Source organism: Spiroplasma endosymbiont of Villa modesta (assembly GCF_964030925.1).
Lineage (GTDB): Bacteria > Bacillota_I > Bacilli_A > Mycoplasmatales > VBWQ01 > Spiroplasma_E.
In genome coordinates, this window is the sequence record NZ_OZ034992.1 from 1,277,126 (window position 1) to 1,292,462 (window position 15,337).

20 protein-coding genes and 1 other RNA gene are annotated in these 15,337 nt (G+C 24.0%); 10 read left to right on the forward strand and 11 right to left on the reverse strand.

Translation table 4 applies throughout. From position 1 onward, the window contains the following. Positions 1-108: 108 nt before the first annotated feature. The 9 genes from AAHM89_RS08200 to AAHM89_RS08240 all read right to left on the reverse strand — a co-directional run bounded on the left by AAHM89_RS08200 (position 109) and on the right by AAHM89_RS08240 (position 8,837). Positions 109-2,709 (reverse strand): Mbov_0397 family ICE element conjugal transfer ATPase, encoded by a 2,601-nt coding sequence (locus tag AAHM89_RS08200; RefSeq protein WP_342266030.1) that lies wholly within the window; start codon positions 2,707-2,709, stop codon positions 109-111. Between the two features lie 67 nt (positions 2,710-2,776). Further along, a complete protein-coding gene (locus tag AAHM89_RS08205; RefSeq protein ID WP_174480064.1) occupies positions 2,777-3,028 on the reverse strand; it encodes a hypothetical protein in 252 nt (83 codons plus the stop codon). A gap of 331 nt (positions 3,029-3,359) precedes the next feature. Next, positions 3,360-4,715 (reverse strand): signal recognition particle protein, encoded by a 1,356-nt coding sequence (gene ffh, locus AAHM89_RS08210; protein WP_342266031.1) that lies wholly within the window; start codon positions 4,713-4,715, stop codon positions 3,360-3,362. A gap of 142 nt (positions 4,716-4,857) precedes the next feature. Further along, positions 4,858-6,435: a ribonuclease Y gene (gene rny / locus AAHM89_RS08215; protein WP_342266032.1), complete on the reverse strand. Its 1,578-nt coding sequence runs from the start codon at positions 6,433-6,435 to the stop codon at positions 4,858-4,860. A gap of 153 nt (positions 6,436-6,588) precedes the next feature. Further along, positions 6,589-7,044 carry a recombinase RecA gene (locus tag AAHM89_RS08220; protein ID WP_342267302.1) on the reverse strand — a complete coding sequence of 152 codons (456 nt, stop codon included), beginning with the start codon at positions 7,042-7,044 and terminating at the stop codon, positions 6,589-6,591. Positions 7,045-7,048: 4 nt separating this feature from the next. Next, positions 7,049-7,576: an AAA family ATPase gene (locus AAHM89_RS08225; RefSeq protein WP_342266033.1), complete on the reverse strand. Its 528-nt coding sequence runs from the start codon at positions 7,574-7,576 to the stop codon at positions 7,049-7,051. A 53-nt stretch (positions 7,577-7,629) separates the two neighbouring features. Beyond that, positions 7,630-8,091, reverse strand: a complete 462-nt coding sequence (locus AAHM89_RS08230; protein WP_342266034.1) for a CinA family protein — start codon at positions 8,089-8,091, stop codon at positions 7,630-7,632. 48 nt (positions 8,092-8,139) lie between these two features. Continuing rightward, positions 8,140-8,490, reverse strand: an RNA gene (gene rnpB / locus AAHM89_RS08235) — RNase P RNA component class B. Between the two features lie 29 nt (positions 8,491-8,519). Next, a complete protein-coding gene (locus AAHM89_RS08240; RefSeq protein WP_342266035.1) occupies positions 8,520-8,837 on the reverse strand; it encodes a DivIVA domain-containing protein in 318 nt (105 codons plus the stop codon). A 76-nt stretch (positions 8,838-8,913) separates the two neighbouring features. On the opposite strand from AAHM89_RS08240, the gene AAHM89_RS08245 reads away from it, so the two are divergent. Further along, on the forward strand, positions 8,914-9,243 hold the full coding sequence (locus AAHM89_RS08245; RefSeq protein WP_342266036.1) for a Holliday junction resolvase RecU: 330 nt from the start codon (positions 8,914-8,916) through the stop codon (positions 9,241-9,243). A 127-nt stretch (positions 9,244-9,370) separates the two neighbouring features. On the opposite strand, the gene AAHM89_RS08250 is transcribed toward AAHM89_RS08245, so the two are convergent. Continuing rightward, entirely contained in the window at positions 9,371-9,685 is a 315-nt protein-coding gene (locus AAHM89_RS08250; RefSeq protein ID WP_252320859.1) for an HU family DNA-binding protein, read from the reverse strand. A 290-nt stretch (positions 9,686-9,975) separates the two neighbouring features. On the opposite strand from AAHM89_RS08250, the gene AAHM89_RS08255 reads away from it, so the two are divergent. The 3 genes from AAHM89_RS08255 (at position 9,976) to AAHM89_RS08265 (ending at position 11,644) form a co-directional block, all read left to right on the forward strand. Next, a complete protein-coding gene (locus AAHM89_RS08255; RefSeq protein WP_342266037.1) occupies positions 9,976-10,917 on the forward strand; it encodes a rolling circle replication-associated protein in 942 nt (313 codons plus the stop codon). A 219-nt stretch (positions 10,918-11,136) separates the two neighbouring features. After that, on the forward strand, positions 11,137-11,412 hold the full coding sequence (locus AAHM89_RS08260; protein ID WP_281748222.1) for a hypothetical protein: 276 nt from the start codon (positions 11,137-11,139) through the stop codon (positions 11,410-11,412). 58 nt (positions 11,413-11,470) lie between these two features. Continuing rightward, positions 11,471-11,644 (forward strand): hypothetical protein, encoded by a 174-nt coding sequence (locus AAHM89_RS08265; RefSeq protein WP_342266038.1) that lies wholly within the window; start codon positions 11,471-11,473, stop codon positions 11,642-11,644. 4 nt (positions 11,645-11,648) lie between these two features. Here AAHM89_RS08265 and AAHM89_RS08270 read toward each other — a convergent pair whose 3' ends face one another. Continuing rightward, entirely contained in the window at positions 11,649-12,626 is a 978-nt protein-coding gene (locus AAHM89_RS08270; protein WP_342265776.1) for an IS3 family transposase, read from the reverse strand. Between the two features lie 111 nt (positions 12,627-12,737). Here AAHM89_RS08270 and AAHM89_RS08275 point away from each other — a divergent pair, with 111 nt between their 5' ends. The 6 genes from AAHM89_RS08275 to AAHM89_RS08300 all read left to right on the forward strand — a co-directional run bounded on the left by AAHM89_RS08275 (position 12,738) and on the right by AAHM89_RS08300 (position 15,336). Beyond that, positions 12,738-13,154, forward strand: a complete 417-nt coding sequence (locus tag AAHM89_RS08275; RefSeq protein ID WP_342266039.1) for a hypothetical protein — start codon at positions 12,738-12,740, stop codon at positions 13,152-13,154. Positions 13,155-13,165: 11 nt separating this feature from the next. Beyond that, positions 13,166-13,702, forward strand: coding sequence for a hypothetical protein (locus AAHM89_RS08280; protein ID WP_342266040.1), 537 nt, complete (start codon positions 13,166-13,168; stop codon positions 13,700-13,702). A gap of 465 nt (positions 13,703-14,167) precedes the next feature. After that, positions 14,168-14,659: a hypothetical protein gene (locus AAHM89_RS08285; RefSeq protein ID WP_342265952.1), complete on the forward strand. Its 492-nt coding sequence runs from the start codon at positions 14,168-14,170 to the stop codon at positions 14,657-14,659. Positions 14,660-14,793: 134 nt separating this feature from the next. Beyond that, positions 14,794-14,952 carry a hypothetical protein gene (locus AAHM89_RS08290; RefSeq protein ID WP_342265953.1) on the forward strand — a complete coding sequence of 53 codons (159 nt, stop codon included), beginning with the start codon at positions 14,794-14,796 and terminating at the stop codon, positions 14,950-14,952. After that, entirely contained in the window at positions 14,942-15,124 is a 183-nt protein-coding gene (locus AAHM89_RS08295; protein ID WP_342265954.1) for a hypothetical protein, read from the forward strand. Before AAHM89_RS08290 ends, AAHM89_RS08295 begins: the two co-directional genes overlap by 11 nt. Before the next feature lie 2 nt (positions 15,125-15,126). Continuing rightward, positions 15,127-15,336: a hypothetical protein gene (locus AAHM89_RS08300; RefSeq protein WP_342265955.1), complete on the forward strand. Its 210-nt coding sequence runs from the start codon at positions 15,127-15,129 to the stop codon at positions 15,334-15,336. Position 15,337: the final 1 nt, after the last annotated feature.

Below are 15,337 nucleotides of genomic sequence, written 5' to 3' on the forward strand. Positions count from 1 at the left end.
ATCATATTAATAAAACTTATAAGTTTTATTAATATGAAAGTATCTTTATATTTAATTTAAAATAAATTAACAATTATTGATGAAATCGATAATGTATAAAAAAATATACTAATTTTCAATTTCTTTATTTTTTATATTTTTAATTGCTTGTGTTTCAGCATCACTAACATTAATATTTAAACACATACGATATAAACTAGAAATAGCAAAAAGACATTCACCAACTTTAGCACGAGCAATAAAATCAGTTTCATTAGCAGAAATGCCACCATATGAAGAATACAATTCATTTAATGCCGCTAAATCATGAGGTTGTAAGTTTAATACTTTTAAATATTGACTTGAGTTAATAATAGCAGTAGTATATTTTTTAATTTCTTCAGAACCAAGAAAATCGTTAATATTTTGTGTAATAATATTTATCATACCTGTATACTTACGAATTCTCTTAACAATTTGATACATAAATAATAATGCTGCCGGAAATTCTTTATCAATAAGTAAATGGGCTTCATCAATAGTAATTGAAATTCATTGTTGTTTATTATTAATTTCATTATCATTTTTATTTTTTCGTACTTCATTTTCAATATATTTCAAAATTAAAAACATTTGAGCGTTAACTAAACGTTTATTCCCTGATTGCGTTAAAGTATATAAATCATAAACTTGTAATAAACTACTGCTATTAATATTAGTATGAGCATTTCATAAATTAGCATCAGTACCACCAGTTGCAAATCTTGATAATATAATTAGTAAATTTTTTAATTCATTTTTACTTCTAATCTCTTCTTCTTTAACCATATCAGATTCAATAATATCATATAAATCTTGAAAAATTGGAAATTGATTTGGTTTTAATAAATGAATTTTTGTTCGAGAAGTAATACCAAATTTTTCATACATTAAATTTACATAAATCATTAATAAACTTGATTCATTTCTCGTTAATCCACCAGTAGCAACGTTTAAAAATTGTTCTAAGAATTGCATATGTGGTGCTAAAATATCACGAGTATTATTATCATTAGTATTATCATCACTCAGTGCCAATGTAATTTGAAATGGATTAATATTGCCAGAAGAACCGTCACCAACATCAATTCAACTTCCATCATGATAATTACATAAATCGTGATATTCACGTTCAGGATCAATAACAATTACTTTATGACCAAGCATAATTTGATAATTTACTTCTTTTTTAGAAGTATAAGATTTTCCTGAACCACTAGTACCAATAATTAATTGATTATGATTTTTACGAGTACTACTTTTAGTTCTTTGATCAAAAAATACTTTATTACCACTTTCATTAAATCCAAGAAACAGTCCTTGTTTATCATTTAATTCTTGATTTAAAAAAGGAAAACTAGCACCTATTGTTAAACATGGCATTTCGTGACCTGTTTCTTTAAATCAATCAGCACTATCTGGCATTACTGATAAAAAAGCTTCTAATTGACGATAATATAATTTATCAAACTTCATATTATTGTTTTTTATTTCGTATTCGGCAGTACTAATATTTTGCTTAAGTTGCTTACGATCAGCACCATTAATTAATAAATACATATTAGTATTAAATATTTTTTCACCACCACCAGCAATTTGATCTAATAATTCATTTAATGATTGATAATGATAATCATAATCTCTTCGTTCTGATAATGATTTTGTCATAAAATTTAAAGTTGCTAAATTTTGCATAGCTTTATTCAATTGTTTTTTAGCACTTTCTTCACTGATACTATTAAAAGTAAAGATTAAACTAGTATTCGGAATATTTACTAAATTTGCTAATCAGACTGCTGAAACTTCAAATGGATAATCATATATGTTATAAACAGTTTGAAAACAATTAGCAAATTCTAAATTATTCTTATGAACTAATAATTCTTTAATCGCTAAATCATTAGTTAAATCTTTACTTTTAACAGTTTCTTCTTTTTTTGTAGTAAACATTTCTTCTAACGAAGCATTTTCATTAGAATTTATTAATTTACTATAAACAACCATCATTTCAAAACAATTAATATCACTAGCTTTAACACCGCTACGACTGATATAATTTTTAAAAGCATTTACTTCTTCTTTTAATTTTTCTTGATTTGATGAATAAAAAAATAAGTAAAAAAATGGTTGCGTCATTTCATTTTGATTTTGAATTTCATTATTAGCATTAATTGCTGATATCATTTGAAATTTTCTTGCTAATTTTGCTTTTTCACTAATATTTTCTAAATCAATTTTTTCGAGTTGTTCTTTATAAAAATTAGTTTGTGCAGTTATATCTAAAGGCATATCAATCTTTATTAAAGACATAGAAATATTAATAATTTTAAAAGCTGCAGCTAAATCTTTAATTTTATTTGAGGCTTCTTCATTAGATAATAATGTAATATTAAAACCCTCCAATAATAAAGCTCTAGTATAATTTGTATTTTTCACATTTAATTGCATCACATTCTTACTAATAATTTTTTTAAATGGTACTAAAATTTGTGAATTTTTTTCAGATTTATAATAACGATTTTTACTATGAAATTTAAATCATAATAAAATAATTTCTCATCCTTTTTTTCTTGGCTGTCAATAAAAAGTAAGCGGAATAGTAGCACAACCAACTAAAATAACAGCTAATATTTTAAAAATAATATCAATTTGCAACAATAAAATAATAATTGAAGCAAATCCAACTACCATTAAAATAATTAATAAATCAATTAAACCAACACTTCTCCAAATTTGTAATTTTACAAATTTAATAGTTTTAGGAATTAAAAATTTCATTTATCTTTTCTTTTGAAATTTCATTAGAATTTAGCGCTGAATTTGGTTTACTGTTTATTTTCTCTATCTTTATACTATTAACACGCTTCTTAAAGCCACAACGACTGCAATTAACTTGAATATTTATTCCTTCTAAGTAATCAGCTATCAAAATTACTCTACCACATCGATAGCAAGCAAAAGAATTTTGTGGCTTTTGAGCTAATCGAACAGATGTATACGTATCTTTCATAATCATTGTCTCCTAACTGAATTTAATTTGTTTACTAAACACAATTCAAAGTTATCTTGTTCCCTAAATATTATTAAGCAACTGAAAAAGAAAAAATAAATTTTTGCTATATTTTTAATTTAAAATAACCCACTATTTAAACACTATTTTCTTTTTAAAATCTAGTTTTACTTTAAAAAATAAATTAAATTTTTAAAAACAAAGAAGAAAATTTAAAAAAATTTTAATAAAATAATATCTATAAAAACTCAAGAAATCAAAGTTTTATACATTTCTTGAGTTAAATAAATTTTAACAAATTAACAAAAAATAACAAATTTTTTTTATTTTTCTAACTTTTTATTAACTTATCTAATCTTGGAATATTTGGCATTTCTCCTTTTTTAATCTGACCAGCAATTTGATCCATAACTTTTTTAGTTTTTTCAAATTGGTTTAGCACTTTATTTAATTCTTTTTCTGAACGACCTGAGCCTTTTAATACTCTTGCTTTTCTAGTTGGATAACGTAAAATTTGTGGCTTTTCACGTTCTTGAGCAGTTGTTGAAGCAATAATATATTCTGCTATTTTTAAATCAGTTTCAGCATCACTAATTTTAGCATCACTAATTTTAGCAGACATACCAGGAATCATTTTTACAAGTGAGCCCAATTTACCCATTTTTTGAATTTGCTTCATTTGATTAACAAGGTCATTCAAATCAAATTGACCTAACATCATTCTATTCATAGTTTCTTCAACATCACGAGTTGAAACTATACTTTCGGCCTTCTCCATTAATGTAGTAAGATCACCCATTCCTAAAATACGTTCTGCCATTCTTTCTGGATAAAAAACCTCTAAATCAGTTACCTTTTCACCCATTCCTAAGAACTTAACAGGAATCTTTGTTAAATAAGAAATTGAAAGAGCTGAACCACCCTTAGCAGTACCATCTAATTTAGTGATTATACTTCCAGTAATAGGAATAGTATTATTAAACTCAATAGCAACATTAATTATATCTTGTCCTGCCATACCATCACAAACAAGTAAAACTTCTTTTGGTGAAGTAATTTTTCTTATTTCTGCTAGTTCTTGCATTAATTTTTCATCAATGTGTAATCTTCCAGCTGTATCAATTAATATTACATCAAACTTATTTTTATTAGCATATATTTGAGCATTTTTAACAATATTAGTAGGAGTTTCATTTTTTTGGGAAAAAACTTCAATATTCAATTGTTTTCCTAAAACTTTTAATTGTTCAACAGCAGCTGGACGATAAATATCTCCTGCAACTAGTAAACATTTTTTTTGATATTTATCTGTTAACAACTTTGCTAGTTTAGATATTGTTGTTGTTTTACCAGAACCTTGTAAACCAACTATCATAATAACAGTAGGATTAGTAGATAAATCTAATTCAACATTCTTAGTACCCATAATCTTTGTTAATTCATCATGAATAATTTTAATTAACATTTCTTTTTGATCTAAGCCTTCTTTAATAAATTCACCTTTTGCTTTATTAATAATTTCATTAGTTAAAGTTTTAACCACTCTAAAATTAACGTCAGCCTCTAACAAAATTAATCTAAATTCTTTAATTGTTGCTTCCATATTTTCCATGGTTAAAGTTTTTTTACTTAAATTTTTTTCTAATGTTTTTTGTACTTTTTTTGACATAATGTCAGCAAAACTCATATTTATATTCTCCTCTATTTTTAAGACTATATTATTTTAACACTAAAATAATAATGAAAAAATAAATTAAACATAAAAAAATAAATATTTTAATTAACAAATTATATATTTTATAAAGTTAAAAAGAGAACCTAAGGGTTCTCTAAAAATTAATTAATTCTGTTGCTCTTACTTCACGAATAACAGTAATATGAATATCGCCTGGTATTGTAATCATTTGTTCTAATTTTTGTTTTAAGTTTCTTGCTAATATATGAGCATCAAAATCATTAATAACTTTAGGATCAACAATAACTCTAATTTGTCTTCCTGCCTGAACAGCATATGCTTTTTCTACGCCTTTAACAGATTTACACAAATCTTCAATTTCTTTAATTCTAGTTATAAATTCTTCTAATGAATTATTTCTTGAACCAGGTCTAGCTGCTGATAATGTATCAGCAGCTGAAACTAAAGAAGAATAAACATTATCTTTTGCAACATCACCATGATGAGAATGAATAGCATTAATAATAATATCACTTTCACCATATTTTTTTGCTAAAATCACACCATTATAAACATGTGAACCTTCTAATTCATAATCAGCAGCTTTACCAATATCATGTAATAAACCAGCACGTTTTGCAATATTAACATCTAAACCCAATTCAGCTGCCATTGCTCCTGCAAGTTTGGCAACTTCAAAGGAATGCAATAAAACATTTTGACCATAACTTGTACGATATTTTAATCTTCCAATATAAGATACTAACTCTGGTTCAAAACCAGTTAATTTTAACTCATCAATAATTTTTTTACCATCAACTTTAAAACCTTCATTTAATTCCTGCTCATGAAATCTCAAGATTTCTTCAATTCTAATTGGATGAATTCTTCCATCTTTAACTAAATCTTCTAAAGCTCTAGTTGCAATTTCTCTTCTGATCGGATTAAATGAAGAAATTTGAATTGTTTCTGGCGTATCATCAATGATAATATCTACACCTGCTGTTAACTCAAAAGATTTAATATTTCTACCCTCTTTACCAATAATTCTGCCTTTCATTTCTTCATTAGGTAACTTAACATATGATACTGACTTATCAACAATAAAATTACTTGCATAACGTTCTATTGCTTCACTAACAATATTATTGGCTAACTCTTTAGATTGAAGTTTAATATTATATTCATGATTTTTAATAATTTTATTAAATTCTAATGATAATTTTTCTTTTAATTTACTAAACAATTCATCTTTTGCTTCATTTCGACTCATACCAGAAATTTTTTCTAATTCCATAATAATTTGATCAATTTTTTGATGATATTCTAATTTAACATTTTTTACAATTTCACGTTGATGATAAAGATTTTGTGTTTGTGTTTCAATTATTTCTTCACGTTCACTTAATTTGCGTTCTCTTTTATTTAAAAGTTTCTCATATTCTAAATTTTGTTCTTTACGATATTCAATCTCTAAATACAAATCTTTTTTCATTTTACTTATTTCAATTTTTGCATCGACTCTTGAGGATTGAATTAATTTTTGAGATTCTTTTTCTCTCTTTAAAATATTAGTAAAACTTTGTTGTTCTTTAATTTTTAAATACATTTTTCTAATTAGAAATCCAGCAATTATCCCTACTATCATTGCTAGAAAAATTGATATACCTACTCACATTCCAAACTGTTGACTACTTATATTTGATAATATAGCTAACATATTTTTTTCCATTTATATTTCTCTCCTTGCTGTAAAACACCTACAAGAAAAAGAATCCTTACACTCAAAAACTTAAATAAAATTAAAATTTTATATTTTTCTTCTTTAATATCTACAGACAAATAAGTAGGATAATAATCCTACATTAATTTTAGCATGTTTTTTTTAAAACTTGATTCGTTCCTTAATTTGTTCTAAAAGAAAAGTATTTGTTTCTAAACTTTCTTTTGCTTTTATTTTTCCTTGTCCTAATTTTACATCTTCATAAGTGTATCAGCCACCAGATTTATTAATAACTTCCTTCTCAACAACAATTGTAATGATTTCACTAATTTTTGAAAATCCTTCTTCAAAACAAAAATCAAGACTTGCTGTTTTAAATGGTGGTGCTACTTTATTTTTTACAACTTTTATTTTTATTTTATGACCAATTATTTGATTACTTTTGATTAATTGTTCACCTTTACGTACTTCTAGTCTAATTGTACTATAAAAACGTAATGCTTTTCCTCCGGGTGTTATTTCAGGATTACCATATATAATACCAACTTTTTCTCGAATTTGATTAATAAATAAAACAATACAATTAGTTTTTGCGATACTTCCACTAATTTTTCGTAATGCTTTATTTAGACATTAATCGCGCTTGAGCACCAATTGTTTGATCATTCATATCACCATCAAGTTCAATTTGTGGAACTAATGCTGCTACTGAATCAACAACAATCATATCTAAAGTTTCTGATTTAACAAGAATATCTAGTATTTCTAATGCTTGTTCTCCTGAATCTGGTTGTGTAATTAATAAACGACTAATATCAACACCTAATTTTTGACTATACTGACGATCTAATGCATGTTCAGCATCTATAAATGCTATTCTACCATTTTGTTTTTGAACTTCTGCTAAAGCCATTAATGCTAATGTAGTTTTACCTGCCGATTCTGGTCCATAAACTTCAATAATACGACCTTTTGGAAAACCTTTAACACCTAAAATATCATCTAATAATATACTTCCTGAACTAATAACTTCAATATCGCCAATACTACTATCACTTAGTAACATAATAGCACCTTTGCCAAATTCTTTTTCAATTTGCTTAATGGCCTTTTCTAATAATTGCTCTTTTTCTTTAATGTTTATTTCCATAAAATCACCCTACAAAATATTAATAACTCTGTAAGATAATTCCTTTTTAAAATTTAAAAACTTAATAAAATTTTTTTTAAAATAACTACTGCTTTTGCTACTATAGTTGTTCTAATTTCGTTTCTATTACCTGAAATATTTAACACTTCACATCAAACATTATCATTGATAACAATACCTACATATACTAAACCAACCGGTTTATTTTCTAGAGCATTAGGTCCTGCATTTCCAGTAAAACTAATAGCAATATTTGTTTTTAAAATTTTTTGTGCATTTAAAGCCATTTCTATAGCACATTGTTTACTTATTACACCATATTTTTCAATGGTTGTTTTTTTAATTTTAACAATATTGATTTTTGATTCATTAGTATACGTTATAAAACCACCACTAAAATATTTAGAAGCACCAGCAATACTAGTAATCTCTTGAGCAAAAAGTCCACCAGTAATACTTTCACAACAACTAATTCTAAAATTAAATTTATCTAATAAAACTAAAAGTTCAGTCATTTTTAAACCTTCAATCAAATAATTTACAATACAAAAAAAGAATAAAAAAATCATAAGCCACGTTCTGTTCTTGCTTCTTGCAAGTGCTAACCATTTATCTACTATTGTAAACAATAGTTCGGTTTATTATTCATTTCTAATAAACCAATGCCCCTACCTAAATTTGGGTTTCTCGCTTGTGGGGTTTATCTCGTTCCAGCTTTTAAGTTTCCTTAAAACTCGTCTCTATGACACTTTTATAGACTAGAACCTTATTTAATAAAAAACTTAGGTTTTTGTCAGCCGTCAGAATTACTGCTTAGAGTTATTGTTTTCTCTAACACAAACATTACTTTCATCACAGAAAGTGCGAGCGTGGACTTTCCTCTACATACTTAATGCAGCGATTAGCTCATTTTTTATTCTTTTAGAAAAAAATTATAACATATTTATTCTTCATGTACAATACTTTCTAATTTGCTTAACCTCGTAATAATATCAACATTTTCTACACCTTTTTCTTCTAATTTTTGTTTTTCTTGTTTTAAAACTAAAATTTGTGTTTTTAAATCATCAATTTCTTTAAGTAACTTGTAATTATTATTTTCTAAAATTGCATTTTGCTTTTTTAGTTTATTTACAAATTCTTCTAGTATTTCATAATTAGTAGCTACTAAATCAAGAAATAAATCTACTTCTTTAGAATCATAGCCTTTATAATCAACAGTAAATTCTTTATCTATAATATCCTTTTTACAAATATTCATACTTATACCTCCTTTAATTAAAAGGAAAACTATTCCAAAGTTAGTAATATTCTATATGTAAGGGGGAATTAAAATAATGTTTTATGCTAACCGTGGAATGTTTCTTGAAACTATAATTAATTATACTATTGAAATTATAAATAATGAAAAACAAGCACTAATTTTTAAACAAAATCCATCAATTTTATATCAAAGCAATAAAATTTTTAAAGAAAAAAGTAATGTTGATTATCATGGAGTTTATCATGGTAAATATTTGTGTTTTGAAGCAAAAAGTACTAAGTCTTTAACATTACCATGAAATAATTTTAAAAAACATCAACTTGAATACTTAGAAAATGCTTTTTATCTTAATGCTATTAGTTTTGTTATTATTTATTTTTCAGAACATAATGCCTTTTTTTAGTTTTTTGAGAAAAATTAAAATTTTTAAAAGTTCAAAAAAAAGCACTGACATATAAAAAAGTAGAACAAAATGGATATAAATTAGAAATTATATATCCATTTTATCTTGATTTTTTAAAATTTTTAATTTAAGAAGCTAAAGTTTCTGTTTGTTGATTAGTATGTTTTTTAAATTCAGAACTCGCTTTAAATTTAGGTGCTTTAGAAGCACTAATTACAATAGATTCACCAGTTTGGGGATTACGACCTGTTCTTGCTTCACGAATAATAGTTTCAAATATTCCAAATTTTGGTATATTAATTTTACCACCATTTGCAACTTCAACTTTTATCTCTTCAAAAAATAAATCAATAATATTAGTCGCTAAGGCAATTGTGACGTCAGACTTTTGCGCCACTATCTTAATAATTTCTGTCTTTGTTTTAGAATTACTTTTTGCCATAAAAAATTTCCTCCTAATGTTTTAAGAATTATAATTATAATGTCTATTATAGATATTATAATAACTACGTTATCTTCAAACCAATTTAAAAATGTTACTGGTCTGTAATCAAATTATATAGTAACATTTTATAAAGTGAACCATAAAATGTATTTTTTTTTCTAAAAAAATGATAAAATTATTTGAATTAAGTAACGTTTTTGTTTATGTTTGATTTTATAATTTTTTATGTTAAGATTATTTTATTAAATAAATATATGAAATTATTAATAAAGTTCGGAGTTTTATATATGCAACAAGATTTTTATATTAAAAAAATTTTCTATGCTTGTTATGTGAAAAATGTAGTATTACCTATTTCATTTTTGAATAATATTGGAAATAAGAAAGGTAAATCTTATGTTGGTAATAAACAAAAATTAAGAAATAGTACAGTTCGTACTAAAACTAATTTAATTCAAAAAGCATTACATAATTTTTATAATAGTAAGATGTTAAGTTTTGTTACTTTAACTTATAGTAATAATATGCAAGATGTTAAAAAAGCAAAGAAAGATATTCGTTTATTTTTTATTAAATTAAAGAAATGATGAAATGACCCTAAACGTTTTGAACATTTGGGAGAATTAAAATATTTTTATGTTTATGAATATCAAGAACGTGGAGCTATACATTTTCATATAATTTTTAATAGAAAGATACATAAAAGTATGTTAGCAGAATGATGAAGTCATGGTTTTAATGATTTAAGAGTTGTTCGTAAAGGTACAAATGAGTTTGTTATTAAATATTTAGGTAAATATGTTACCAAATCATTAGATGATGCTAAATCTTTAAATCAAGAGGATGTTGGTATAAAAGCATATGCTTTTAGTCGTAATTGTAAAAATCCTATTGTAGTTCGTGGTGTTAAGAAATTAACAATTGGAGATATAATTAAAGCAAGTTTTAATGCAACAAATGTGTTTTATTTTAAAACTCAAAGAGATAGTAATGGTGATACGGTTATGATTGGTGGTATTATTGAAAGTACTGTTGTAAATGATTATTTTAAAGAGTATGAAGATTATGAACGATATGTATATTTAAGTGCTTTATCATATAAGAATTATTTACGGACTAGCGAGATTGGTTATTTAATTCAAAGAGATAAAGATGTTTTGACTTGGGTTAATAAAGTTTTTGGTGATAAAGTTGAAAAAATAGATTTTAGGAAAAAAGTTTTACATTAGAAAAAAAATTAATTTTTCTATAATTTTACTTGTATATATATATATATATATATATAATGGTTAATGGATATTAGTAATTACCGAACTTTTTACTAATATCTATTTTTTTATTTTAATTGTATTTTTTAAATTTTATGTTATATTTATAATTAAGATAATTAATACCCATTATCTTAATCTAGCGTTAGTTCGCTTAAAGTTCGGAGGTTAAGTTTTTTTATGTTTAAAGTTCAATTAGTTAATATTGAAAAAGGGCGTATTATTCCCGATAAAAATAATAAAGGTCAAACATTGAAGTTTGATGTTTTGAAATTTGTAGAAATAAATAAACAAACGAGTGTACCAACTGGTCAAACACGTGATAAATGATATAATCCAGAATTTGCTAGTGATTTTAATAATTGTTTATCTACTGTTGATTTAAAAGTTGGTAATTTTTATTCACTTGAACTTGATTTAAGCGGTAATATTAAAAAACTTTCTAATTGAAAATAGTTATTTATTAAAAAGGTAATTTTAAATAATTATTAATATGTTAGGAGTTAATTAAATTATGGCTAAAAATGATAATTGTTCATGTGAACAAGCATTTCATTTAGCGATTTATATATGCAAACTTTGTGACCAAGTTATTTGTCCTAAAAAAGTTTTACAAAACTTATATACTAAAAAATATTATTGTCCAAATGGTGGTTGGCCCTTAATTACTGGACCATTTTTGATATAAAATTCTAAATTTTAATTTGTAAAATTGGTGGTTTTAGAAATTTAGAATGTATTCTTTCATAATTATAAAACATAACATATTGATTTACATCATTTATAGCTTCATTGATGGATAAATATTGATTTGATCCTTTAGGTAGTCATTCTTGAGATAAATGAGAAAATCAGTTTTCAGATAATACATTACCACCAATATCATAAGGTTGTTTTTTGCTTAAAATTATTTGTTTATCCTCTGCTCATTTTGTGATATCCTGACAATAAAATTCGTTGGCGTTATCTGAATGTAAAATAACATTTTTTACTTGATTTCAAGAAAATTGTTTGTTGATTTTTTCAAGAGCAGGAAGAATTAAATCCTGATATGATTTATTAGGAGCAATATTATAACTAACAACATTATTTGAATAAAAATCAATAATTACAAAAAGATATAATCATCCTTCTTTAGTATTTATTTGTTTAGTGTCCATTGATCAAATTTGATTTGAAGAGGTTGTACTTTTATAATCTTTGTTTACTTTATCCATTGTAGGTATTCACTTATTTGGATTTTTTTTGTTTTTAGGATAGTTATTTTTAGTTTGTTTTAATCCTTGAATATTGTGTTCTTTCATAATTTTTCGCATTTGTTTTATTGATAATTCTATATTTAAAATGATATTTTTTTCTTGTTTTAATCACTCTTTAAAAGCTGAAAAAATTCTTAAATATCCATAAATTCTGCCTTTTCTTGTAGAATGAAATTCGATTAAAAGTTGGCATATTTTTTGATATTTATGATTGCATTTAATAATATGATTTTCTTCTTTTTTAATAGGTTTTTGTTTATTTTTTAAAAAGTAATATGTTGATCTGTTTAATTGAAGATATTGACATAGGTTTCTAATTGAATATTGATTTTTACAATCATCAATAATTTTAATTTTTTCTTTGATATTTAATTTGTTAATTACTAATGCTATTTGTTTAATTTTATCCATTAATAAAAATCCTTTCAGGTTAAAATTAGTGTTAATTATATAACACAATTGTTTTTAGAATACATTCAGGTTTTTTAAATTAATGGTCTAGTAAAAAGGGCTAAGTGGCCTATGCCTATTCGTGTTCCAAATTTAAGACATTTAACAGTATTTTTTGATGTTCATGGGGAATCAACTAGACCAACTTTTTCACCACAATTAAATTTTGGTCAAATTAATATTTTTTCAAGTGAGAAAGTAACACCAGTTCCACCAAATAGTCCTTTTAACCCTGAATATGAGCGTGTTAGTTGATATGATGTTTTTGGTCATTTGCGTAATGCTTTTAGATGAGTACTTTATGGTGTTGTTGGTAAGGTTTTACCAGTTGAACCATTAAGAGAGTTTTTTACTAAACTTGATGGATTATTGAGACGTATTTTTGATGATACTATTAGTTCTGTTTTAAATGTTGATTTTACTAGTGGTTTAGAACAAGTTTTAACTTTATGAGTATTTTTAAAAGCAGTTGGATTTTTAGTTGGTTAAGAGTTGAAATAATGCCTTGATATGGTTATTTACTTTTAGGAGTTATATTATTAATAATACTTTATCCATTTTTAATAACTAGAAAAAATATAAAGATATTACAACGTGTAGGTAGTTATATTATTTCAGCACCACCACGTACTGGTAAATCTGCCCTTGCTTGTTGTTTAGCACAAAAACATAAAGGTAGAGTAGTAAGTCCTATTCCTATTAAAGTGCGTAATGAGTATAGTTATCGTTGTTCTTATGATGATGTTTTTAAATTTAATCAATTAAATAGTAATTATGCTTTTAAAGAGAATGATATGCTTGTTTTTGATGAATTAGGTTTAAAAATTAATAGTAATGATTTATCACCCGAATTTAAAGAAACACAAGAAAGTTTAGGAATGTTTTGTAAATTGATAGGTCATAATTTTAATGGAATTATGTATATGATTGAACAACACCCCGATAGAATACCAAAACAAGCACGTGAAAAAGTAGAATATATTGTTCAAGTTAAAAGAATGCGTATTTTATTATGGACGTATTGCAACCTTAGTTAGATTTAATAAAAATATAAATGAGAGATAAAACTCTCATTTTTTAATTGTTAAATAAAAAAACTTTAAAACTCTCGTAGATAGTCTAATTGTGAGTACTAAATGTAAATACTACTACATGAGTATAAAAGAGTAATTTATTTATTTTTATTGAATTGTTATTGTATGAAATTGAAATTAAATTTGTATAGAAATGCAATAACCATAAACCCTGTTCTTTAATTATTAATAAATTATTACACATAAGGGGGGTTATATATTACATACATACCTCATCAATAATATCATAACATAAATAAATTAATTATTAAATATAATTTTTTATTTACGTATATGTGCTTCACTCATCAAGAGTGAAAGCACAATATATTACGTATACGTATTAATAAAAATATATATATATAAGCCTTTTATCACTGTAGGTGATAAGGCTTATACGTAAAAATACGTATTAGAAAGGAATATTATATGCCAAATATTAGTTTAGATTTAAAAACTAAAATACAAGAATCAACTAATGGTGGAATATTATTAGAAATTGGTGAATATGAAACATGATTTCCTAAACAATATACTAGTATTGACGAAAATAATAAAAAAATAGCATTAAAAATATTTGAAAATTTTGATTATAAATTAGGTAAAAATTCAATTACAGAAAATATGAAAAGTATTAAAGGTAGTGAAGTTTTAAAATATATAAAAAATATTCCAGATATTACTACAAATGAAAATGAATTAATATCTTGTGAATTTTATGAACAATATAATGGTTATTATATTTTTACAAATGATAAAAATCAAGAATGTTTTAAATATAACATTACATGAGAACAAGATATGAAAAGTTTTAAAATAAATAATCCATATAATGATAATGATTTAGCAATAAATTATATTGTTACACCAATGAAAGATATAAATACTCATAATGAAAAAATATTTTATTTAAAGTATTAAAGGAAATTAATATGTTATTAAATGTTGAAAAAATAGAATTAATAAAAAAATTATGTAATGAAAAATTACTTAAAAATAAAAAATATATTGAAATACAAGAAATATTAAAAATTATAGAAAGAGAGTAATTAATTATGTTGAATTTAAAAGAAGATAAAAGAATATATTTAAAATATGAAGAAATTGAAAAAATATTTGGTTCATGTGATATATGTAATAAAAATTCATCATTTGCAAATAGAACTTGTAATAAATGTTTTTATAAATTAATAGGTGAAAAAAATGAAATGTAATATACATAATGAAAAATATATATGATTTTCTGAATTAGAAAAAACATATTATTGTAATAAATGTATTGATGAAATGATTGAAGAAGATATGTATTTAACATCAAATAATTGAGATTACTTATATGAATATTATATTAATGAATTACAATTAGAAAATTTTAAAGGAGTGTAAATATGAATAGATTAGAATTACAAAATGCAAGAAAATTAATAGAAAAATTTGAAGAATTACAAGAAGAATTTAATAGTAAATATGAAAATAGTTTAGATGTTAGAATTGATGATGATTATGAATTAAACATTAGTAATGATTATTTTACATATGAAGATGTAAATAAATTAGAACAAGCAATTATTGATTATAAAAGAATTTTTAAAGGTTAAA